Here is a 21,242-nt window from a genome sequence, read left to right on the forward strand (position 1 = left end):
AAACAACTGTCTGAGTACCTGGAATTAACTTAGATTAACTATAGGTTATGGGTAATGGGGATCACGGATTTAAGAAGATTTCACGGATTTCACGGATTTTAATCTGTGTTAATCTGCGTAATCCGCTTAAATCCGTGATCGGGAATGGGGAATGGTTAAGATCAAGAGTTCAGTTTGAGTATCAGTTTATCGAAAATTTGGGTTTAAAATCCCATGGAATTTGATATAATTAGTAAAATAGATTATTCTAAAAGTCTCTATAAAATTTAATATTAATTTAATTTTTACTATGACGACTTCAGAAATTTGTTCTCATTTTCCGAATAGGGGATACCAAGTGTTACAGTCCCCAACCTGGGATGCACGATGGCAGATGAATCAATTTTTGGGAGTGATTCATGATCTGATCGTGATTATTGATTGTGAACAGCAACAAATTCATGTTTTACCCACGAAAGCGTCTCCTAATTTATCTTCGGAATCGAACCCATTTTCTTGGGTTTTACAAGAGTTAAAAAATTGCCAGGAATCCTCTGAGTTTCCCCATCTAATTCAACAGGTGATCGAGACTCAAATAGCCCAAAATATTATTTATAAATGTGATCAGGATCGGTCAGATTATCATATTTTAGTTGAGATTTATCCCCTATCAACAACAGAAGTTATAGCCGTAATTAAAGATCTAAGTCAATGTTCAACGGTGAAAGCAGTTCTGCAAAAAGTATCTGAAAAAACCCATTCCCCAACTCCAACTCCCACCCCCGTACTTCAAACAACTCAAGAATCCTTAAAAAGACAAATTGAAGAACGACAACGGATTGAAACTCAACTTCAAGCTCGCAAACAAAAACGCACCTTTGCGGAAACTCAGAAACAAAATCAATTTTTAAACCTATTAACCGAAATTACTTCAAAAATTAGGCAATCTTTAGAAATTAATTTAATTTTAAAAACCACTGTTGAGGAAGTACAGAAAGTTTTAAATGTTGATCGAGTGATCATGTTAAAATTAGATTCCCAGAGAGGAGGAACCGTAGTTCAAGAAGCGGTTATACCCCAATGGTTATCCCTATTATCCCATAGAATTTATACCCCGGAATTAATCCCCTACCTGTCCGATGCTGCCGTACCGGATCGAGTGCTTATTTTTAGCGATTTGAGTCAAGAAAATTTAGATGCTTGCTATTTAGAATTAATGGAATTTTTCCAAGTTAAGGCGAGTTTAATTGTTCCGATTTGGTTAGAAAAAAAAGAAATTGATTCGATGATCACCCCACCCAAAAATCCAGAATCAACGAATGATTCCTCCGACCCTAAACCGAAATTATGGGGATTTATGATGGCCCATCAATGTGCAGAACCTCGCCAATGGGCAACCCTAGAAACTAACTTTTTAAAACAACTGGCTGATCAAGTCGGAATTGCCTTAAAACAGGCTCAATTAATTGCCGAATTAAAACAGGCTCATCAATGTTTATCCTGTCATTTTGATAATTCTCCCTTGGTGGTGATTGAATGGGATCAGCAACTCAAAATTAAACGCTGGTCATCCCAAGCTGAAAGGATTTTTGGTTGGACATCGGCGGAAGTTTTAGGTCAACAATGGTCTACCTTTCAAGAAGTTTTTGCCACAAATATCTTGCAAGTGAATCAAGAAATGATTCAACTGATTGATGGCACCAATAATCACCAAATTATTGAAGCTCAAAATCGCACTAAAGACGGCAGAGTGATTGATTGTGAGTGGTATAATTCCGTGGTTCGAGATGAAGGCGGGAATTTAGTTTCCCTCTTGTCCTTGGCGCAAAATGTTAGCGATCGCAAACAATCCGAACAAAAATTACTCAAAAGCGAAGAACGATTCCGAACCATTTTTGAACAAGCCGCCGTCGGATTTGCGGTTGTTGATTTATCGGGAGAACTTCTGCGAGTCAATCAACGCTATTGTGAGATTATAGGCTATTCCGAAAAAGACTTAATCGGTCAAACTATTCATAATTTTATTCATTATCCCAATTCCGCAGGAATGGAGTGGTTAGAACAAATTCAAGATCAAGATTTATCCGAAACATTTTCCATCGAAAAACAGTATATTCGCCCCAATGGTCAACGTAATTGGGTGCAAATTTTTGTGTCTACCCTAGATCAATTATGGCAAGGAAAAAAATATATCTTATTAGCCTTAGAAGATATTCAAGAACGTAAACAAACCGAAGAAGCTCTGCGAAAAAGTGAAGAACGCTGGCAACTGGCTTTAAGAGGAAATAACGACGGAATTTGGGATTGGAATATTCAAACAGAGGAGGTATTTTTCTCGCCCAGATGGAAAGAAATGTTGGGCTATCACGAACAGGAAGTCTGTGACCATTTAACCCAATGGAATCAACGAGTCCATCCCGATGATTTACCTTGGGTGATGAAAGTCATTCGAGAACATTTAGATCAAAAAATACCTTTTTATATTACAGAGCATCGAGTTCAATGCAAAGATGGCAGTTATAAATGGATTTTAGATCGAGGTCAAGCCCTATGGGATGATCAGGAAAATTTAGTGCGGATGGTGGGGTCTTATACTGATATTAGCGATCGCAAACGAGCCGAAGAAGAATTACATCGAGTTAATCGAGCTTTAAGAACCATTAGCGACTGTAATCAAGTCTTAGTCAGAGCTACCACAGAAACCGAATTACTCCATGATGTTTGTCAGATTTTAATTAATATTGGAGGCTACCATTTTGCTTGGGTTGGTTATACCCAATATACCCAAGGAAAACAAATTATTCCAATTGCTAAAGCCGGATTTGAAGCGGGCTATTTAGATAATTTAACCGTAACTTGGGATGACAGTGAATGGGGTCAGGGGCCTTCGGGAACCGCCGTTAGAACCGGGCAAACCTGTGTTTTTCAAAACTTTGAAACCAATGGCAATTATGCCCCATCGAAACAACAGGCTCAAAAACGGGGTTATACCTCCTCGATTGCCATGCCTTTAATCATGGCGACCGACTCTCACAACCAACATTTACAACCAAAATTGAACGGAGAGATTTTATCAATTCCCTTTGGCGTACTGAATTTATATTCCACTCAAACTAATGCCTTTGATCCAGCCGAAGTTAAATTACTCAAAGAATTAGTGGATGATATTGTCTATGGAATTATAGCATTAAGAATTAGAGCCTCCCATGCCGAAACCGAGAAAAAATTCCGCCAACTAGCTGAAAATATTGATGATGTTTTTTGGATTACCAATGCTTTAGGTAATCAGTTTATTTATGTGAGTCCTGCATATCAACAAATTTGGAATCGAAATGTTAACGCCCTCTATCAGAATTTCCCAGCCTTTATTAATACCATTCATCCCCAGGATCAAAATCGGGTTTTACGCGCCCTGCAAAATCCCGATGGTCGGGGATTTGATTTAGAATATCGCATTCTGCGTCCCGATGGCTCCTATCGTTGGATTTGGGATCGGGGATTTCCAATTTTGAATGAAACCGGAGAATTAGAGCGTCGGGGGGGAATTGCCAAAGATATTACCCATCGCAAAGAAACCGAACAATTATTGCAAAAAAATAATGAAGAATTAGAATTACGAGTCACTCAACGCACAACCGAATTAGAAACCGCCAATGAGCGCTTACAATTTGAACTGATGCAGCGCCATCGGACGGAATTTAAACTGCGAAAAAGTGATGAACAATATCGCACCTTAGTTAAGAATTTTCCCGATGGAGCGGTGTTTTTAGTCGATCTGGATTTTCGTTATACCATTGCCGATGGTATGGGCTTAGTCCTCAAGGGATTATCTCGAAAAATATTAGAAGGAAAAACCATTTGGCAAGTTTTACCGACCGCCCTATTAGAGATTGTTGAACCCCTGTATCGTTCTGCTTTAGCTGGAGAAATAACAATTTCTGAAGTAGAATATGAGGGACGAATTTATTATCATCAAGCCTTACCCGTTCGCAACGAACAGGAAGAAATTTTTGCCGGAATGGTGGTGATGCAAGATATTACCCAACGCAAACAAGCCGAAGCCGAACGAGATAAATTGATTGCTATTATCGAAGCGACTCCCGACTTTATTTCCTCGGCAAAACCCGAGGGAGAAGTGGTTTATTATAACCAGTCGGCTCGACGAATTTTGGGATTAGATAGACAGGGAAAAATTAGCGATCAACATATTCCTCAAAATCATCCCCAATGGGCGGTTGAAGTTATTAAAAATCACGGAGTTCCGGCGGCAATTCGAGACGGATCTTGGATCGGTGAAACCGCATTGACCAGCTATGATGGGCGAGAAATTCCCCTATCTCAATTGATTATTGCCCATAAAAATCAGGAAGGACAGGTGTATCTTTTATCCACAATGGCTCGGGATATTACCGAACAAAAACAAAGTCAAGCGAATTTGCTCGAAGCCGAAAGACGGTGGCGGAGTTTATTAGAAAATGTCCGGTTATTAGTGGTCGGATTAGATCGGAATGGTAAAGTTGAATATGTCAATCCTTTTTTATTGGAAGTCATGGGCTATACCCAAACTGAAGTTTTAGGAAAAAATTGGTTATCAGATTTTCAAGAAAATTCGGCTCAAAGGCTCAGTGCCTCAGACTTTGCAGAACTATTAGAATATGATTTTAAACCCTATAGTCAACAGTTGATTGAGACAAAATTAGGCGAGGAAAAAATTATTAGTTGGAATCATACCCTGTTAAAAGATTTACAAGGAAATGCGATCGGGATGATGAGTATTGGGGAGGATATTACCGAAAGATACGCTATTGAAAGAATGAAAGATGAATTTATTTCCGTGGTTAGCCATGAATTGAGAACTCCCTTAACTTCCATTCATGGCGGGTTAAATCTGTTATCGACAGGATTAATTAATCCCCAGTCCGAACGGGGAGTCCACGTTATGAAAATTGTCGCCGAAAGTGCCGAACGTTTAGTGAGATTGGTGAATGATATTTTAGAATTAGAACGGTTAGAATCGGGAAAAATTTGTCTAAATAAACAAGTTGTGAATGCGGCAGATTTACTTTTGCAGGCTACGGAACAAATGCAGGTTATGGCTAATCGAAGCGGGATTAATTTGGAGGTTAGTAGCAAAAGTTTACAATTCTATGCCGATCCTGATCGAGTATTACAAGTTTTAACTAATTTATTAAGTAACGCGATCAAATTTTCCGAGTCCCGGGGGGGTAATATTAAGTTGAGTGTGGAGACGGAACTTCCAGAAAATCTCGAAGAAATACCCAAGATTTTATTTAAAATTCAAGATCAAGGTCGGGGTATTCCTTCTGATAAAATTGAAAGAATATTTGAGCGTTTTCATCAAGTCGATGCCTCAGACTCTCGGAAAAAAGGTGGCACCGGGTTGGGTTTGGCCATTTGTCGTTCGATTGTTGAACAACATGGTGGGCAGATCTGGGTACGCAGTAAAGTAGATCAGGGTAGTTGTTTTTACTTCACCCTACCGATGGCAATATTAACAGAAGTGGATCATGACAACAAAACGAATTCTGATTATTGATGACGATGATGGGGTGCGGGAGATTATCCAAATGTGCCTGGAAGTTGCCGGGGGTTGGGAGGTCATAACCGCTTGCTGTGGGAGTGATGGATTGGATTTAGCTCAGAAAGCGCAACCGGATGCTATTCTCTTAGATGTGATGATGCCCGAGATGGATGGAGCCACCACCTTTAAGTATTTACAAGCTAATCCCGAAACCCAGCATATTCCCACGATTTTGTTAACTGCTAAGGCAAAAATGAGTGAAAAACAGCAATTTATTCAGTTAGGAGTAACGGGAGTGATTACTAAACCCTTTGAAGCCATGGATTTAGTGAATCAAATTCGTACCCTTCTGCAATGGACGGAGTGAACTGTAACAAATTATTGCAAAATCAGCATGGGAATTTTTTCTTCACAAAATCTTCAAATTTATTAGTTACAGTTCAACCATAGGCAATTGCTTTTTTTTAGGTTCAACTGTGTTCCATGTATTTAAACTCTAAAAGTCTAACTTCGGTTGACAACACCCCGACTTCGATTGATCCCCTTCCTGAATTCGTCAAAAGTAAGTGTTCCATTGTTAGCTTTTCCACCTGTTCATCTTTAAATCAACCTTTTCACAGCCTTAGTCATTCGGGACAGGAAAATATGATTAACTCATCGGATCAAGAAAGGGAAAATCAGGGTGAGATGGATCATTCCTATGTAGAATTGACCATTGATGTTCTCCGTGCTCAAAACCGGGAATATATCCAAGCATTAAAGAATTTTTTAACGGTTTTGCCCAATCCTGGCTGGATTGAATTGGTTTTAATCAAGGCGATTTATCAACTTGCCGAAATTGATAGGGACGCTTGCAGTTGGGTTTTGGATCATTCTTCCTATTTGATGCCGGAGTTGGATGTCAACAATTATGCGGTGCAATCGGTTTGTTTTAAACTCCAATCCCAGGGATTTATTTTCAATCAAGATTTTTGGTTTGCAGCCCCTTTGCAACTCGAACTCACGAAAAATGCTGAACTGGAATTATGGCAGGATGTTTCTATCGGCGATCGCTTAATTATAGAAGAAATTTTGAAAATTCATGACTCCTAAATTGTATTTTTCATCAGGGTTTAAATCCAGTTCTAATCTTGAATTTCTTGAATTTTTTTAATTGTTATTATTTCCAATCCTGACTTTGAGGAAGTTAATTATGTCTAACGTGATTTGTCCCTGCTGTTCATCTACACTCCTGCGCCATATTCGCCACACAGGAGTTTATTGATATTGTAGTCGTTGCCATGAAGAAATGCCTGATTTGTCCCTGAATCCTATAGAAAAAGAGAAATATAAGGAAATTGTTCCATTATCTTCGGTGAAAGAATTGCCAAATTTTAAGTTTAATTATATTTGTTGAATCAATCGAAAGAATTTGTTAAAAATTGCTAGTTCAGCCTGATTTAATGTTACAACCTATTTAGGGTTGCCATAATCTTCAACTGATCTTTCCCTTCTCCATCGAAAGTTCCATGACAGATAGAGCAAAATTTGTTAAAATTCCCATGTTAATGGAATCAATTCCAAAACACAAAAGTCAATTAAATTTTAATTAGGAGAAAAAATGGCTGATAACAGACTTCGTAACTTTTTAATTGGTGCCGGAATTGCCACTGCGGGTGCTATTGGAACTAAAGTCGCCGTTGATTATTTTCGGAACAAGGGCAAAGAAGAAGTAGTAGATGCAAGTCAAGGAGATGCGATCGCCGCTTCTCCAGAACAAGTGAGTTATGCTGTAGTTCAACCCAGTGAAGTCCAGACCTTTTTAGATACCAGTTTTGGCGAACCCGGTCGTTATGTTCCCCTTCGAGAACCCAAAGTTTTTGATTATCAAGATCAACAATATATGGTGATTTGGGCCGAAGATAATAAAAACAAAAAAAATCAAATGATGGCCTTCCAATATACGGACTCCGGCCGGAAAATGATTGCCAGTGTCGGCTATACTTCTGCAAAAACCGATTATAACCTTCCTGGCCTGGATAGTACCCCCTTTGCGGTGGAAGTCAATGGTCAAAAATTAACCTCCGGTAAAGGAGAAACAGGCGGCAGTAACGACGTCGATTTTGTTCTAGCTTAATTATTCCTTTGTAGAGACGTGCCACGGCGCGTCTCTCTATCTTTAAGGCGATCTACCTAACTCAGTTGACCAATTTTCTGTTGACAATTCTATAATTTGTCCAAAGTCTGACTGATTACAGGTGAGTAAAATAGCTTGATGTGTCAAACTAATAGCAGCAATTCTCAGATCCATAGTCCCTAAACGAGGGTAAGATTTTCGGAGTTGTTGATATGCGATCGCTGCGGTTCCATTAAACGGAAGAATTGGAATTGAACAGTAGTCTGTTGCCAATTGTTGTAGTCCTTGATAGGCTAAAACTTGTTCATCTATATTTTTAGCTCGTCCTAAAAAACTAAGTCGCCCTCTGGTTTGTTCTTCATAAGTAATAATCGTGACAGCAACTTCAACTTTTTCTAGGGTTTCTAGTCTTTTTAAAATGCGTTTTCCCTGTTCTCCATTGCGCTGAATTAAGCTCAGATGGTCGGTGTCTAGGATGTACATAAACAAATCTGATTAACCTACTTCACAGAGTTACGCCACTCTTTCCCTAATTCTAGGACAGCATCAAAGGTAGGGTCATTTTCGCAACTACCCGCGACTTTTTGCCACCAAGGATTTTTCTGCTCAATGAAGCTAGATAAAATCTGTTTCATCTCTGCGAGTTCCGTTTCTAAAATGGCAACTCGTGCTTCAATTTTTGGGGGCTTTTCTTCAGTCTGTTGAGATATCATAATTTAGGAGAAGTTTATTTAAGATTTTGTATTGATTAAAGTATAGCTCAGGGGAAGCATCGCGTAACCTAATATTGACTCAATCTCTAGTTTTTGTTCGGAATCAACTATTTGCCACTCCCTAGCCATATTTTAATCCTTATTAAAATGAATGGTATAAAATAGCAACAATATTTCCACCCTGCCCAGTGCCATGAACGAACAACGCCTACTCGCCTATCTGTCCCTAATTCAAGCACTCCTCGACTGTCCCAGTGGGGAAGAAAACCAAATCCTCAACCAACATCTCGATTCCTTCACCAACATTTAACAAAGAAACCGGGTTTCTGAGGTTTGGGAATGGGGTAAAATAAAGGGGCTATCCTAAAAATGTGGCGTCATGCTCACCACCGAAACCGAAATACTAGCTATCCTTCGCAACCTACCCCAACCCGCCCTGGAAGAAGCCAAAATATTCTTAGACTTTCTAGCTTGGCGGTATCAAAACCACTCGCCTCAAGGAGCAAATTTAATCGCCAGTCTGCGGGGAAAAGCCACCGGGGAGATGACCACTGATGAGATTCTCAACTTAACGCGGGGTGAAAAATGACGGATTTCCTCGTGGATAGCAATGTGATTCTGGATCTGTTAACGGAAGATCCCCATTGGTTTGATTGGTCATCAGCGCAACTGGCTGATTGTGCCCAAACCGGAACACTGCATATCAACCCTATTATTTATGCAGAAGTATCCATTGGGTTTAAAGATGTAACAGAAGTCGAATCGGTATTATTTTCTAGCTTTTTTCAGAGAGACGCATTACCTTATGAAGCGGCATTTTTAGCGGGTCAAGCCTTTTTACAATATCGTCGCCGGAAAAGAAACCGGGTTTCTAGCAGCATCTCGATTCCTTCACCAAGATTTAACAAAGAAACCCGGTTTCTGAGGGTTGGGAATGGGGTAAAATTGGGGTCTATCCCCTACCTGATGCGCCACGATGAACGAACAACGCCTACAGGCCTATCTGTCCCTAATTCAAGAACTCCTCGACTGTCCCAGTGGGGAAGAAAACCAAATCCTCAACCAACATCTGGAACTGCTTGATGGGGCATTTGTGCAGGTGTGCGAACAGAAGGCCGAACAATTGCAGAGTGACGGACAAGAGAATAACGCGGGTTTTCTGCGACATCTGGCGCAACGGGTGGGGGCGTTTTTGGCGCAGCAGGGAACTGGCGGAAATCAGCAAGAAGTATTACAACAGTTTTGGCAACAACTGCTCAAAGCCGAAATGGAAAGCGGGGGGAATGAGGTCGCAGTCCATCAGGTGATGCTGCAAAATATGGGGTTGATTGTTCCCAACCTGGGGGATACCATTGTCCAGTCAATACCAGGACTTCTAGCTCAGTTTCCTGACCAAGCCGAAGGAGTGGCAGGCTTAATACAAAATACCTGCAACAGTATTCAACAATTCCCCTATGGTCGGTATGCAGAAGCCTTAGAGATTGCCATTCGCGGCTATGGGGTGGTGCTGGAACTGCGGGCGGATAACCCCGAAAAACGGGCGCAAACCCTGAATAACCTCGGAGTTGCCCGCCGCACCCAAGCCGAGATGGGCATCAACCCCGCCGCCAATCTCGATAGGGCGATCGCTGCCTACGATGAAGCGGCAGAAATTCTGCGGCGGTTGGGGTTAGAAAAAGACCTCTCCCAAACCCTGACTAACCTCGGAGTTGCCCGCCGCACCCAAGCCGAGATGGGCATCAACCCCGCCGCCAATCTCGATAGGGCGATCACTGCCTACGATGAAGCGGCAGAAATTCTGCGGCGGTTGAAGTTAGAAAAAGACCTCTCCTCTACCCTGACTAACCTCGGAGTTGCCCACCAAACCCAAGCTCAGATGGGCATCAACCCCGTCGCCAATCTCGAAGGTGCGATCACCGCCTACCATGAAGCCGCAGCCATCAGGCGGGCGTTGGGGTTAGATAGAGAAATCTCCAGTACCCTGACTAACCTAGCAGTCGCCTATCTTACCCAGGCTGAAATGGGCATCAACCCGGCAGCTAATTTGGAGCAAGCAATCAGTCATTACCAAGAAGCTTTAGAGATTTTGACCCCTGAAGCATTTCCTATAGATTGGGCAATGACGCAAAATAATTTAGCAAATGCTTATAATCAACGTATTCATGGAGAACGTGCAGCTAATATAGAACAGGCAATGCAGTGTTATCATGCTGCATTAAGGATTTTAAATAAGGAAAGTTTTCCAGAAGAATGGGCAAGAACTTACAATAACTTAGGAGCAGCATATTCTTTACAGATCAGAGGAGATCAGCGCACAAATATCGACACGGCAATTAATTGCTATAAAACAGCATTAGAGGTTTATAGTCGTTCATCTTATCCAAAAGATTGGGCTAGAATTCAAAATAATCTGGGAACCTTGTACCTCAAGCAATATCTAATCAGTCAAAGTAATGAATCCTAACCTCTACCAGTCGATTAAATATTTTGAGCAAGCGTTGAATGTTTATACACCTGATTTATTTCCTCAGCAAGCGTCTGAGACATACATTAATCTTGGCTATGCTTATTTACAATCTGGACAGTTTAACGAAGCTAACAATGCTTTTGTTAAGTCAAGCCAAATTTATACAAACTTGAGTGCTTGTCGAAAGTGGGCAGATATTCAGCTAAAGATAGGATTTGCCCTACATCAAACATCGAATATTGATTGTCTTAGGGCTGCTATTAGCTACTTCTCTGCATCAACACATATATTTCAATTACTAAAGCTAAGTGATGGCTATCTAATATCTTTACTTAATCTTGGTTTGACTTATAAAAAAATAGGTTTTTTTGACCTTGCTTTTCAAACACTAGAAAAGGTTGTTCAAACTATTGATTTTGACAAAAAAACTTTAGAATCTATGCAAGAAGCAACACAGGTATTTATAGAAAAAACATCTAGAAAGCCTTCAAATTTGCAAAGTTTTAAATCAGATACAAACGGCTTAATTAATGAATTAATATCAGAAGAAACAACAATTGACACAGTTGACTTTTTGCAAGTTGACATGGGATTAAAAAGCGCGAGATCACCAAATCTCCGAGAGAGTACACATCAACTGTATCAATCCATTGTAGAAATTTGCCTTAATCTTGGGAATTGGGAAAAAGCTATTGAATATACCGATCGCAGTAAAGCCCGCAACTTGGTGGAACTCATGGCTACCCGTGACGCTTATCCTGGTGGCGTGATTCCCGATGACATCCATCAACAGTTGCAATCCCTCAAAACCGCTATTAGTCAAGAAGACCGTCGCCTGCAACAAGAGGAAAACCCAGATTATACCCACCTCAACCAACTGCGACAACAAAAGCGGGAACTCGAACCCTATAAACCCCTGCATTTCCAGGGGATGCAAGAGTTACTGGATAAAGAAACCGCCATCCTGGAATGGTACATCCTGGGGGATAAATTCCTCACCTTCACCCTCACCGCCCAAACCCTCAATCTTTGGACATCTTCAAAGGAAGACCTAGATAAACTCATCGACTGGACTAATACCTACATCAACGACTACCGCCGCCTCAAAAGCGATCAATGGCGAGACATTCTCCCCCAACACCTCGAACAACTCCCCAAAATCCTGCATCTGGATGAAATCCTGGCTAACCTACGGCAACAACTCCCCAACTGCCAAAAACTTATCCTCATCCCTCACCGCTTCCTGCACCTGTTCCCCCTCCATGCCCTACCCATTCCCACAGAAGACGATCAAGGCCAACTCCTACAAGACCTGTTCCCCAAAGGCGTGGGTTATGCCCCTAACTGCCAAGTCCTGCAACAATCCCAAAAACGCATCAATCAACGCCTCGACTTTAATCACCTTTTCGCCATCCAAAACCCCACCCAAGACCTCCACTTCACCGATATGGAAGTGGAAGCTATCCAATCCCTATTTAACCCCCACCAAGTAGTCCTCAAACATGACCAAGCCGAAAAAGCCGACATTGATGCCGAAACCCTGAAAAACGCCAACTGTGTCCACTTCTCCTGTCATGGCTACTTCAACTTTGAATATGCCCTCAAATCCGCCCTCATCCTGGCTAAAAGTGAATTTACACCCCCGCCGCCCACCGATGACCCCAGCCGCTATCTGTCCCTAGAAGACAACAAACTCCTCGACCTGCAAAAATGTCTGACTTTAGAGGATATCTTACGCCTTGACCTGAGCAACTGCCGTCTCGTCACTCTCTCCGCCTGCGAAACGGGTATCACCGACATCACCTCCAGCAGTGATGAATATATCGGTTTACCCAGTGGCTTCATTTTGGCGGGTTCTCCCAATGTGGTCAGTACCCTCTGGGCGGTGAATGACCTCTCCACGGCGATTTTTATGATTCAGTTTTATCAAACTCTCCAGCAACAGCCTGAACTGTCGGTGGTTTTGGCGTTGCGGCAGACTCAGACTTGGCTGCGAGAAGCCACGGTGCAAGATTTGTTAGACTGGGTTGATGGCTGTGCGGTGATTAGTCCAGAACGGCGGAAGCAAATGCAAAAACGACTCACTTTTGGCGCTTGGAAAAATAAACTGGATGCTAAACGGTTTGAGTCTCCTTACTACTGGGCAGCATTTTGCGCCATTGGAGCGTAAAATCTTGAGACTGCCCTCCTCTGTATTTTAGTCGTTAAGCCAGATTAGGATAATTATGAACCCAGAAGACCTTATCAGCGCTTTTCTATCGGTTTGGGAAAAAAACTCAGAACTGTTTAACAATTCAGAAGTCTCGGACAGTTTAGGAGACTTGCAAAAGCAATTGGCTGAGTTGGAAACTGCATCTGATGAAGAAATAGCCAATTGTTTGGAAGATTGGTTGTCAGCTTATGAGGCAATAACCGATGCAGTGGATGCAGCCAGTACCCGCAAGCTAAAAGGTTCTGATAATGATTCCCACAATACAGGGGACACGGCTTATAAAAATATCTATCCGAAAATTACGGAAATTCTGCGAACCCGCGCTCCGATAACGGGCAAAAAAGAGGGTCAATCTTGATGGGTTTTCAACTGTAATGGCAAACCATTTTTACAGGTGGCAGAGCCGCAGAATGGCGTGTTACGAGAGTAGCCCAGTTTATGGCACATAATTTAATAAAATGAAACATCAAAAATTACCGGAGATTATAGAATTTATTAAAAATTGGTTTAAAACCAATTATTCTGAACAGGTTGTTCAAATTATTTTATATGGTTCTCAAGCTAGGGGGGAAGCTAAACCTGATTCAGATATTGACTTACTGATTGTGATGAAATCCGCGTTTAATTACTCTGATGAAATCAAAAAAACCAGTGAGTTTATTCAAGAATTATCCTTAAAATATGATACGGTTATCTCCCGTGCTTTTGTCTCTGAGCAGCGTTTTAATCAAGAAAAAAGTCCATTTATTTTGAATGTTCATCGGGAAGGAATTGTTCTATGAGTGATGAACAAAAATTACTACTAGAAAAAGCTAAACGGAGTCTAATGGGTGCAGATTTATTGGTGGAAAATAATCTAGCCGAACTGGCAACGTCCCGTGCTTATTATGCAATGTTTTATATTGCTTCTGCCTTTTTGTTGGCAAAAAACTTAAGTTTTTCTAGCCATTCTGCTGTGATTAGTGCTTTCGGTCGAGAATTTGCCAAGGACAATCAAAAATTTCGAGAATTTCACAGGGCTCTAATTGATGCACAGGATATGCGAAACCGGAGTGATTATGATTTAGATGTTAATATTACCACATCTGAAGCTAAACAACAAATTGATATTGCTAAACAATTTATGAATTTTTGGGAAACTTATCAGGGGAATTAAATAGAGTCAAGCCAAACAACAACGCGCCGATGGACAAGCTACTTTAAGTTATTTTGAACAGGGCACGGGGTTAATTAGTCAGGCGATCGCCTCGATTCGCGCTATTGTAGAAATTGACAGCACCTTGGAGTCTTCCCACACGCGATAACTGGATGAAATCCTTTCCCCTTCCCCCTTTTATTATCGCCCTGCTTTTGAGTGCATTCTGTTCTTGGGGAGCATGGAAATTAATGAAATGGCGAATTGAGAGTCGAAGAAAGCGATCGCTAAAATCTACCTCACAAAAATCCGCTCTTGAGTCCGATAAATCAGGGATTTATAAATCATAAAAACCTTGTAGTACGAGCGTCCTCGCTCGCTAGAATATATACTTTAAACGCTAAAAATTATCTCACAAAAACCCGCTCTTAAACCCGATAAATCCTACCTGACCGGACTCGAACCCGCAGGACATTTTAACCCTTCTCCGGGTACAGGAGTTGAGGATAAAGCCGGGGGTTCGGTGGAGGGTTGATCAGTTTTACAAATATTCGCTATAGCCATTACACCGCCTGCTGTGTGGCTTACGGTCACGACTCCAGCATAACTAGGGAGTCCGTCTTGTTTGGCCGCCGCCGTCATCAACACGGTTTCCGCATATTGACCTTCAGTATTAACGCTATAGCGATATTCTCCCGTGTCTAAATTCGCATTCAGAGATAACCCTTGAATGGAATTCGCAAACTGACCATTGGCTTGATAATAAGCTTGTTGTCCTGTGGTCATAGTTTGCATAACAAATTCGGCTTTATCGCTTTCATTCACTTCGGGTAAGGACAAATTCAGAGAACAACTCGTTAACAGGACAGGAGTAACGAGGAGAACTCCCGAAAGCCATTTTCTTAAAGACTTATCCATATTTACCTTAACCTGTAATCACCGGGTATAACGTTTGTTATCCCCATCTACAAGGTTAAACCAGAGTATTCCTGAATTCTTCATCTTTAGGGTTTATAAACTTCTAAAGTGGTAACTCGGTTGGGAGTTTCCGATACACTCACCCGCATAATTTGGATATGGCTATCAACCGGAATTCGAGAAAAATATAGACACATTTCCTCCGTAGTTCCATGGGGACATAAGGGATGATCATTAACAATTTCGGGTAACTGTTTTGCCCAAACTTGTAATTGATTTTCCATTTCTACCATATCCAACCCATACAAATCTTCAGGATGTCTCACAGCTTGCAATTCTAAGCTAATTTCAAAATCATGAAAATGGCAATCTTTCCAAATCGGCGGATTAAAATGTTGACGGTGTAAAGTGGTTTTAATGGTATAATTAAAGGTTAAGGATTCTCGATAAATCTGTTCATTCACCCCAACAATATTCCGATAGGGAATAGTTTGTTTTTCTAGCCATTCTGGAGGATAGTGGGAACGGAATTCTGGTTTCATAGTTATAACGGGGAATAGGTAATTACGAATTACGAATTACGAATTGGTAAATAAATAGGATTTTAGACCTGAACAAAATAATTTTAAATTAAGGAACTTGTAACCATTTATGAATTTGGACTGATAACCGATAGTGAGGAAATTTTTTTAATAATTCTAAAACTAAAGGTAAAGTGCGATCGCGTTGGTTCCATTCCGGTTGTAGAAACACGGGAATTTGATCATTAAGCTCTAAATATTCAGCATAAAACTCTAATTCCGATCCGGTTTCAATCACTATTTTAATCTCGTTTGCTCGTTTCCATATTAACGGAATTACAGGATAATTGGGACTAACATGATGTTTAGGACTGAAAGTTACCCAAACAGAATTAGGAATATCTTGCCAAAAAGAACCCGATGTTTCAATCGCAACAGTTCTGACCGTCGCTTCAATAGTTTGAATTAACTGGGGAAGTTGAGCATATATCAACGGTTCTCCCCCTGATATTACCACCCTTGGCGATCGCAATTCTGCGATTAACGAATCAAAAGATCTAACCTTACGGGGTAAATTCATTCCCCCATCTCCATAACCCGTATCACACCAAGGACAACCAACCGGACAACCTGCTAACCGAATAAAATCTACAGGAGTTCCGACCCAATATCCTTCTCCTTGAATCGTCGATTGAAAAGTTTCATGAACTGGAATTTCAAACATCAATATTTTAACAATTTATCCCCCACTAATTTTAGCTTTATATCCTAATTTTATCAAGGTTTCCATCACTTTAGGACGATGATCACCTTGAATTTCAATCGTATTTTCTTTAACCGTTCCCCCCGCCCCACATTGGTTTTTTAACTGTTTAACTAACAATTCCAAAGTTTCCGGTTTAACTTGAAATCCACTAATTACCGTTACAGTTTTTCCCCTGCGTCCTGAACGAGTTGCTTGGACTTTCAGATTGTGTTGATTGGGGGGAAGTTCAGGAACAAAACCTTGAGAACGTTCTAAAGCCGCTGAATTTGTTCCCGTCCCAAACTCCGAATAAACCACACGGTTTCCCCCAGAGTTAACCTTATCCTCAGAATCCCGTTTTGATGTAGCCATAAGCCAGAGCAAGAATTATATTTAAGGGTAAAAAAACAATCTTTACAAAGATAAAAATTTCCTGATCATCGCACATTGACAACAGATTTGTATTCTTTGCGTCTTTGTGTCTTTGTGGTTAAATTAGGCTAAACAAGCCGCAACCAAAAATAAACTATCAACCAAAATTGTACTCAATACCGCTCCCCCAAAAGCCCACCAATGTTGTTCTTTTGATTGTAACGGAAAAACACCAACTCCAAATAAAAATAGGGCAAATCCGACGGCCCAACTAATCCCCCATGGGGTAGTCACTATTTGCAGGGCGTTTTGAAATATTGGTAAGGCTAAGGCGGGTTCAACGTGCATCAGTTGGCGCCAACTGGGAATTAATCCGGCGATATAAAAATATCCGTCCGTGACCGCCGTACCAAATAGGGAACCCAAATAAAACCAGTTTCCCACCTTTCCCCAACCTCGATATAAACACCAGATGGCAAAGGGGACGCCGATAGCTTCTACGGGTAAATGTAAGAGGGGTTCCCAGCATAACCAACCCCAATAGATTGCACCCGTAAACCAACTCCAACTAAAGCCGAATAATAAGTCTCCCCAAACCCAAGTGGCGGGTTGTCTGATTAATCTCCAACTAATTCCTAGCCATCCCAATGTCAAAATCACGCTAAATTCTGGCCATTGTCGGACTAGGGGGGCTTGGAAAAACACCGGGACAGTCACGAGAAATACCGACGCGAAAAATACCAGCCAAGTCTGGGAGATCCTAACTTTGGCCAGAACTCTCTGAAGGAATCCAGAGGTGGGTTGAATCGGTTGAGTGGTAGTCAAAATAGAACCTAGTAGGATGTTGAGCAATATCTTTAAGATTTATTAAGTAGGTTATCATAATTTAATATATCTTGACAATTATCCCCCCCTAGGGGATTTAATCTTTAATTTAGCATAATGGGGATCGGGTATCTGGTGTCAAAAAATGTTACATATTGTTGCATGGGTTCAGAAAAACGCCAGATGAGTTGCCGAAATCCCCTAATCTGTACTATAGCCAAGCCTGTCGCTCTAAAGCCCTGAGCGATCGGGGCAACACCCGACCACAAGATAAAAAATAAAGTTGACCTTCAAAATTAAGGAGATATTTAAGGTGGCGCTTCCTTTATTAAGTTATGGCCCGACCAGCCGCAATGTTCGCGTGGCTGGCTTTGAAGTAGCGGGTGATGAACAACCCAGAGTATTTACGACGGAAAATCTGCCTTCGGCTTCTGAGTGGAATGAGATCATTTGGGCTGCTTATCGCCAGATTTTCAGTGAACATCAAATGCTCAAAAGCAACGTTCAAACTTGCTTAGAGTCTCAGCTTAAGTTTGGTCAAATTAACGTGCGGGATTTTATTCGGGGTTTAGCGACTTCCGATCCTTTCCTGCGTCGCAATTACCAAACCAATAGCAACTACCGTTTTGTCGAGATGTGTGTCCAACGCATCCTCGGACGGGACGTTTACAGCGAACGTGAAAAGATCGCATGGTCTATCGTCGTTGCTAACAAAGGCCCTAAAGGGTTTATTGATGAGTTACTCGATAGCGATGAATACCTAGATAACTTCGGGTATGATACGGTTCCCTACCAACGTCGTCGGGTACTACTTCAACGCAATCAAGGTGAAGTTCCCTTTAACCTGAAAACCCCTCGTTACAACGAGTACCACCGGAACCAACTGGGCTTCCCCCAACTGGTTTGGCAAAATGCGGTTCGTCGTTTTATTCCCCAAGAAAAACAAATCAAAGCTGGCGATCCCGCACAGTTCCTGGGTTTAGTTACTCCTACCGTTATCCCTGTGACTCGCATTGCTTTAGGTGATATCAATATTGAAACCATGGTTCCCTACCGCAAACGCTAAGGTAAACCGATTTTCAACACAAATATTATTAAAATATTGTTGAAAATTGATCAATTCTAGGGGCGGAGAATTTGGATCTAAAGTGATGAGAACACCATCATTTAATATCTGAATCCTTCGCCCCTAATTTTTGAGAATATTGATTACACAAAGGAACGAATAACCCCGTTTAAATTACTTTTTAAGGGTGTTCCTAATGCTTTGAATTTCCATTGTCCGTTTTCTTGAGAGAGTTCCCCCAGTAACATAGAAGTTTGTCCTGAGTAAGCAGGTTCACCCGAAAGACTATAACGAGCAATTTCTTTACCCTTAGCATCTATGGCTCGGACAAAGGCATTTTTAACCATCTCGAAGTTTTGTTGGCGGTCTTCGGCGTGGTATATATTCACTCCTAAAATAATTTGATGATAGGTTTTAGGAAGGGTTTTAAAATCAATAATAATTCGTTCATCATCTCCCGATCCTTCCCCTGTGAGGTTGTCTCCTGAATGAACTACGGTATTATTTTTGGTGGCTAAATGTCCGAAATAAATCACATCTTCTTGCTGATTTTTTAATTTTCCTCGCTCATCTAATAATAGGGCAAATCCATCTAAATCGAAATCAGCAGATCCGCTAAATATTCCGCCAAACATTCCTTTTTTAGAGACATCCCACCCTAAGCCCATGACCATTTTTGATAGGTCATATTCGCTTTTATCGAGAACAATGCTTTGACCTTTTTTTAAATTAATCGCCATTGTTTAGAATCCTCAAAATAAATTAAACGTATTTGTCTACAAAACTTTGTAAACCCGCATTATATCCCTGTCCGACGGCTTGAAATCTCCATTCACCATTTTTGAGATATAATCTGCCAAATTCCACGGCGGTTTCCCTGGAAAAGTCTTCTTCTAAATCATATTTTGTGACTTCGGTTTGAGTGTCGCCATCATAAATTCTGATATAGGAATTTTTCACCTGTCCGAAGTTTTGACGCCGTTGGTCAGCATCGTGAATAGTCACCACAAAAATTAATTCTTGAATCTCAGGATTGATTTTTGCTAAATCAACAACAAGAGTTTCATCATCCCCGCTTCCTTCTCCGGTGCGACTATCTCCTAAATGTTTGACGGATTGATCAGGAGAGTTTAAGTTGTTATAAAATACGAAATATTCATCAATGGGAATTTTACCATCTCCTGCTAACATAAACAGAGAAGCATCTAAATCAAAGGCTGTTCCGGTATCACTAGCATTGACATCCCAGCCTAAACCAATGGAGGCTCGTTTTAACCCTGGAGCTTCTTTCGATAAACTGATCCTTTCGCCTTTTTTAATATTAATTGACATGGTTAATCAATTCCTGAAATTGTGAACAAAAAACTAGGTTTTGGGGTTAATCTTTTTAGGTATACTGTTTAACAAAGGTTTCTAAACCTGAATTATAACCTTGTCCAACGGCTTGAAATCTCCATTCACCGTCTTTGCGATAGAGGCGACCGATTTCGATGGCGGTTTCTCTGGAAAAGTCCTCCTCTAAATCATAGCGAGTGATCTCGACGTCGGTTTCATTGTTATAAATTCGGATATAGGAATTACGAACTTGTCCAAAATTTTGTCTTCTGTTTTCGGCTTCGTAAATAGTGACAACAAAGACAATTTCTTGAATATTAGGATCAACAGTATTTAACTCAACAAAAACTGTTTCATCATCTCCGCCTCCTTCTCCGGTGCGATCGTCTCCTAAAGATTCTACTGAACCATCGGGAGATTTTAGGTTATTATAAAATACGAAATATTGTTCGTTGGGAATTTTACCATTACTCCCGATCATAAATACCGATACATCTAAGTCAAAAGCAGCCCCAGTATCAGAAGCGTTAGTATCCCATCCTAATCCCACTCCGGCTTTTTTGAGACCGGGTGCTTCTTTAGATAGACTAACTCGTTCACCTTTACTTAAATTAATGGTCATGGCGTTAATTATTTTCCTTAAAATTGACTTACAAACATTCTACAATAATCAATGGAACTATTCCGCAAAATCAAGATCGCTGATTTAGATGGATTTCACACAAATCTAATCTGTGAAATCAGCGAAATCCGTGAAAATCAGCGATCCGTTTTTGATATTCGGCTTCGGTAACTAAATCTTGGTTACTTTCAACCCGATCTACAAATACAATTCCATTCAAATGATCTAGTTCATGTTGAAAAATTCTAGCGACAAAATCTGTTAATTGTTGATAGCATAATTCTCCTTCTCGGTTGGTATATTCAATTTCTATAGCCTGATACCGAGGAACTAATCCCCTAATTCTAGGGACACTTAAACAGCCTTCCCAGTCTTTAATTGTTTTGTGAGAATGGTTAAGAATTTTAGGGTTAATCATGGCTGTGGGTTCCATCAAGGGTGCGTTAGGATAGCGCAATGTGGGACGGGAGGAAATAATAAATAAGCGATTGCTAATTCCCACTTGAGGCGCGGCAATCCCCACTCCATTAGCTTGAGATGCGGTGATAATTAAATTATCAATTAAGGTTTGAATTCGCTCCTCCCTAACATTATTAATCGGATCAGCATAATGTCGTAAAACTTGGTTGCCCAATTCAAAAATGCCTAAAATTTCACTCATAAATCTCTTTCCA

Annotated in this window: 23 protein-coding genes; 12 read left to right on the forward strand and 11 right to left on the reverse strand. The window is 40.8% G+C overall.

Annotated features, from left to right (window positions below; all coding sequences use genetic code 11):
- The first annotated feature begins 289 nt into the window (after positions 1–289).
- The 4 genes from NMG86_RS05930 (at position 290) to NMG86_RS05945 (ending at position 7,637) form a co-directional block, all read left to right on the forward strand.
- Positions 290–5,536, forward strand: coding sequence for a PAS domain S-box protein (locus NMG86_RS05930; protein ID WP_081692354.1), 5,247 nt, complete (start codon positions 290–292; stop codon positions 5,534–5,536).
- Positions 5,508–5,888, forward strand: coding sequence for a response regulator (locus NMG86_RS05935; RefSeq protein WP_026797225.1), 381 nt, complete (start codon positions 5,508–5,510; stop codon positions 5,886–5,888). The genes NMG86_RS05930 and NMG86_RS05935 overlap by 29 nt, the downstream gene beginning before the upstream one ends.
- Before the next feature lie 278 nt (positions 5,889–6,166).
- Positions 6,167–6,613 (forward strand): hypothetical protein, encoded by a 447-nt coding sequence (locus NMG86_RS05940; protein ID WP_144018170.1) that lies wholly within the window; start codon positions 6,167–6,169, stop codon positions 6,611–6,613.
- A 508-nt stretch (positions 6,614–7,121) separates the two neighbouring features.
- Positions 7,122–7,637: a hypothetical protein gene (locus NMG86_RS05945; RefSeq protein ID WP_026789075.1), complete on the forward strand. Its 516-nt coding sequence runs from the start codon at positions 7,122–7,124 to the stop codon at positions 7,635–7,637.
- A 42-nt stretch (positions 7,638–7,679) separates the two neighbouring features.
- Here the strand turns inward: NMG86_RS05945 and NMG86_RS05950 are convergent, their stop codons facing one another.
- Together NMG86_RS05950 and NMG86_RS05955 are read right to left on the reverse strand one after the other, a co-directional pair.
- Positions 7,680–8,120 (reverse strand): type II toxin-antitoxin system VapC family toxin, encoded by a 441-nt coding sequence (locus NMG86_RS05950; protein WP_026797227.1) that lies wholly within the window; start codon positions 8,118–8,120, stop codon positions 7,680–7,682.
- Between the two features lie 17 nt (positions 8,121–8,137).
- Positions 8,138–8,350, reverse strand: coding sequence for a hypothetical protein (locus tag NMG86_RS05955; protein WP_026789077.1), 213 nt, complete (start codon positions 8,348–8,350; stop codon positions 8,138–8,140).
- Positions 8,351–8,729: 379 nt separating this feature from the next.
- On the opposite strand from NMG86_RS05955, the gene NMG86_RS05960 reads away from it, so the two are divergent.
- The 7 genes from NMG86_RS05960 (at position 8,730) to NMG86_RS05990 (ending at position 14,185) form a co-directional block, all read left to right on the forward strand.
- Positions 8,730–8,939: a hypothetical protein gene (locus NMG86_RS05960; RefSeq protein WP_026797228.1), complete on the forward strand. Its 210-nt coding sequence runs from the start codon at positions 8,730–8,732 to the stop codon at positions 8,937–8,939.
- Complete coding sequence (locus tag NMG86_RS05965) at positions 8,936–9,433, forward strand: type II toxin-antitoxin system VapC family toxin (RefSeq protein WP_237747587.1); 498 nt, start codon at positions 8,936–8,938, stop codon at positions 9,431–9,433. The genes NMG86_RS05960 and NMG86_RS05965 overlap by 4 nt, the downstream gene beginning before the upstream one ends.
- Positions 9,327–10,814: a tetratricopeptide repeat protein gene (locus NMG86_RS05970; RefSeq protein ID WP_043939339.1), complete on the forward strand. Its 1,488-nt coding sequence runs from the start codon at positions 9,327–9,329 to the stop codon at positions 10,812–10,814. Before NMG86_RS05965 ends, NMG86_RS05970 begins: the two co-directional genes overlap by 107 nt.
- The gene (locus NMG86_RS05975) at positions 10,804–12,987 is read left to right on the forward strand and encodes a CHAT domain-containing protein (protein ID WP_144018171.1); all 2,184 of its coding nucleotides are present in this window, start codon (positions 10,804–10,806) and stop codon (positions 12,985–12,987) included. Before NMG86_RS05970 ends, NMG86_RS05975 begins: the two co-directional genes overlap by 11 nt.
- Positions 12,988–13,042: 55 nt before the next feature.
- Positions 13,043–13,387 (forward strand): hypothetical protein, encoded by a 345-nt coding sequence (locus NMG86_RS05980; RefSeq protein ID WP_026797231.1) that lies wholly within the window; start codon positions 13,043–13,045, stop codon positions 13,385–13,387.
- 100 nt (positions 13,388–13,487) lie between these two features.
- On the forward strand, positions 13,488–13,811 hold the full coding sequence (locus tag NMG86_RS05985) for a nucleotidyltransferase domain-containing protein (protein ID WP_026794373.1): 324 nt from the start codon (positions 13,488–13,490) through the stop codon (positions 13,809–13,811).
- A complete protein-coding gene (locus NMG86_RS05990) occupies positions 13,808–14,185 on the forward strand; it encodes a HEPN domain-containing protein (RefSeq protein ID WP_026789083.1) in 378 nt (125 codons plus the stop codon). Before NMG86_RS05985 ends, NMG86_RS05990 begins: the two co-directional genes overlap by 4 nt.
- 423 nt (positions 14,186–14,608) lie before the next feature.
- Here NMG86_RS05990 and NMG86_RS05995 read toward each other — a convergent pair whose 3' ends face one another.
- From NMG86_RS05995 to NMG86_RS06015, 5 genes are all read right to left on the reverse strand, one after another.
- The gene (locus NMG86_RS05995) at positions 14,609–15,082 is read right to left on the reverse strand and encodes a type IV pilin-like G/H family protein (protein ID WP_026789084.1); all 474 of its coding nucleotides are present in this window, start codon (positions 15,080–15,082) and stop codon (positions 14,609–14,611) included.
- A gap of 86 nt (positions 15,083–15,168) precedes the next feature.
- A complete protein-coding gene (locus NMG86_RS06000) occupies positions 15,169–15,624 on the reverse strand; it encodes a 6-carboxytetrahydropterin synthase (RefSeq protein WP_237747588.1) in 456 nt (151 codons plus the stop codon).
- 88 nt (positions 15,625–15,712) lie between these two features.
- The gene (locus tag NMG86_RS06005; RefSeq protein WP_026789086.1) at positions 15,713–16,327 is read right to left on the reverse strand and encodes a 7-carboxy-7-deazaguanine synthase QueE; all 615 of its coding nucleotides are present in this window, start codon (positions 16,325–16,327) and stop codon (positions 15,713–15,715) included.
- A 15-nt stretch (positions 16,328–16,342) separates the two neighbouring features.
- Positions 16,343–16,720, reverse strand: coding sequence for a translation initiation factor (locus tag NMG86_RS06010; protein ID WP_026789087.1), 378 nt, complete (start codon positions 16,718–16,720; stop codon positions 16,343–16,345).
- Positions 16,721–16,843: 123 nt separating this feature from the next.
- Positions 16,844–17,575 (reverse strand): DUF3120 domain-containing protein, encoded by a 732-nt coding sequence (locus NMG86_RS06015; RefSeq protein ID WP_052338650.1) that lies wholly within the window; start codon positions 17,573–17,575, stop codon positions 16,844–16,846.
- A 283-nt stretch (positions 17,576–17,858) separates the two neighbouring features.
- Here NMG86_RS06015 and NMG86_RS06020 point away from each other — a divergent pair, with 283 nt between their 5' ends.
- Positions 17,859–18,611, forward strand: a complete 753-nt coding sequence (locus NMG86_RS06020) for a phycobilisome rod-core linker polypeptide (protein WP_026789089.1) — start codon at positions 17,859–17,861, stop codon at positions 18,609–18,611.
- 143 nt (positions 18,612–18,754) lie between these two features.
- Here the strand turns inward: NMG86_RS06020 and NMG86_RS06025 are convergent, their stop codons facing one another.
- The 4 genes from NMG86_RS06025 to def all read right to left on the reverse strand — a co-directional run bounded on the left by NMG86_RS06025 (position 18,755) and on the right by def (position 21,229).
- On the reverse strand, positions 18,755–19,351 hold the full coding sequence (locus NMG86_RS06025; RefSeq protein WP_026797233.1) for a TerD family protein: 597 nt from the start codon (positions 19,349–19,351) through the stop codon (positions 18,755–18,757).
- 22 nt (positions 19,352–19,373) lie between these two features.
- Complete coding sequence (locus NMG86_RS06030; protein ID WP_026797234.1) at positions 19,374–19,943, reverse strand: TerD family protein; 570 nt, start codon at positions 19,941–19,943, stop codon at positions 19,374–19,376.
- 55 nt (positions 19,944–19,998) lie between these two features.
- Positions 19,999–20,568: a TerD family protein gene (locus NMG86_RS06035; protein ID WP_026789092.1), complete on the reverse strand. Its 570-nt coding sequence runs from the start codon at positions 20,566–20,568 to the stop codon at positions 19,999–20,001.
- 118 nt (positions 20,569–20,686) lie between these two features.
- Positions 20,687–21,229, reverse strand: coding sequence for a peptide deformylase (def, locus tag NMG86_RS06040; protein WP_026797235.1), 543 nt, complete (start codon positions 21,227–21,229; stop codon positions 20,687–20,689).
- Between the last annotated feature and the right edge of the window lie 13 nt (positions 21,230–21,242).

This window comes from Planktothrix rubescens CCAP 1459/22 (assembly GCA_904830895.1).
In the GTDB taxonomy this organism is placed as follows: domain Bacteria; phylum Cyanobacteriota; class Cyanobacteriia; order Cyanobacteriales; family Microcoleaceae; genus Planktothrix; species Planktothrix agardhii.

Coding starts and splice junctions, on each gene's coding strand:
- NMG86_RS05930 (WP_081692354.1), top strand. CDS start 290: ATGACGACTTCAGAAATTTGTTCTCATTTTCCGAATAGGGGATACCAA.
- NMG86_RS05935 (WP_026797225.1), top strand. CDS start 5,508: ATGACAACAAAACGAATTCTGATTATTGATGACGATGATGGGGTGCGG.
- NMG86_RS05940 (WP_144018170.1), top strand. CDS start 6,167: ATGATTAACTCATCGGATCAAGAAAGGGAAAATCAGGGTGAGATGGAT.
- NMG86_RS05945 (WP_026789075.1), top strand. CDS start 7,122: ATGGCTGATAACAGACTTCGTAACTTTTTAATTGGTGCCGGAATTGCC.
- NMG86_RS05950 (WP_026797227.1), bottom strand. CDS start 8,120: ATGTACATCCTAGACACCGACCATCTGAGCTTAATTCAGCGCAATGGA.
- NMG86_RS05955 (WP_026789077.1), bottom strand. CDS start 8,350: ATGATATCTCAACAGACTGAAGAAAAGCCCCCAAAAATTGAAGCACGA.
- NMG86_RS05960 (WP_026797228.1), top strand. CDS start 8,730: ATGCTCACCACCGAAACCGAAATACTAGCTATCCTTCGCAACCTACCC.
- NMG86_RS05965 (WP_237747587.1), top strand. CDS start 8,936: ATGACGGATTTCCTCGTGGATAGCAATGTGATTCTGGATCTGTTAACG.
- NMG86_RS05970 (WP_043939339.1), top strand. CDS start 9,327: ATGAACGAACAACGCCTACAGGCCTATCTGTCCCTAATTCAAGAACTC.
- NMG86_RS05975 (WP_144018171.1), top strand. CDS start 10,804: ATGAATCCTAACCTCTACCAGTCGATTAAATATTTTGAGCAAGCGTTG.
- NMG86_RS05980 (WP_026797231.1), top strand. CDS start 13,043: ATGAACCCAGAAGACCTTATCAGCGCTTTTCTATCGGTTTGGGAAAAA.
- NMG86_RS05985 (WP_026794373.1), top strand. CDS start 13,488: ATGAAACATCAAAAATTACCGGAGATTATAGAATTTATTAAAAATTGG.
- NMG86_RS05990 (WP_026789083.1), top strand. CDS start 13,808: ATGAGTGATGAACAAAAATTACTACTAGAAAAAGCTAAACGGAGTCTA.
- NMG86_RS05995 (WP_026789084.1), bottom strand. CDS start 15,082: ATGGATAAGTCTTTAAGAAAATGGCTTTCGGGAGTTCTCCTCGTTACT.
- NMG86_RS06000 (WP_237747588.1), bottom strand. CDS start 15,624: ATGAAACCAGAATTCCGTTCCCACTATCCTCCAGAATGGCTAGAAAAA.
- NMG86_RS06005 (WP_026789086.1), bottom strand. CDS start 16,327: ATGTTTGAAATTCCAGTTCATGAAACTTTTCAATCGACGATTCAAGGA.
- NMG86_RS06010 (WP_026789087.1), bottom strand. CDS start 16,720: ATGGCTACATCAAAACGGGATTCTGAGGATAAGGTTAACTCTGGGGGA.
- NMG86_RS06025 (WP_026797233.1), bottom strand. CDS start 19,351: ATGGCGATTAATTTAAAAAAAGGTCAAAGCATTGTTCTCGATAAAAGC.
- NMG86_RS06030 (WP_026797234.1), bottom strand. CDS start 19,943: ATGTCAATTAATATTAAAAAAGGCGAAAGGATCAGTTTATCGAAAGAA.
- NMG86_RS06035 (WP_026789092.1), bottom strand. CDS start 20,568: ATGACCATTAATTTAAGTAAAGGTGAACGAGTTAGTCTATCTAAAGAA.
- def (WP_026797235.1), bottom strand. CDS start 21,229: ATGAGTGAAATTTTAGGCATTTTTGAATTGGGCAACCAAGTTTTACGA.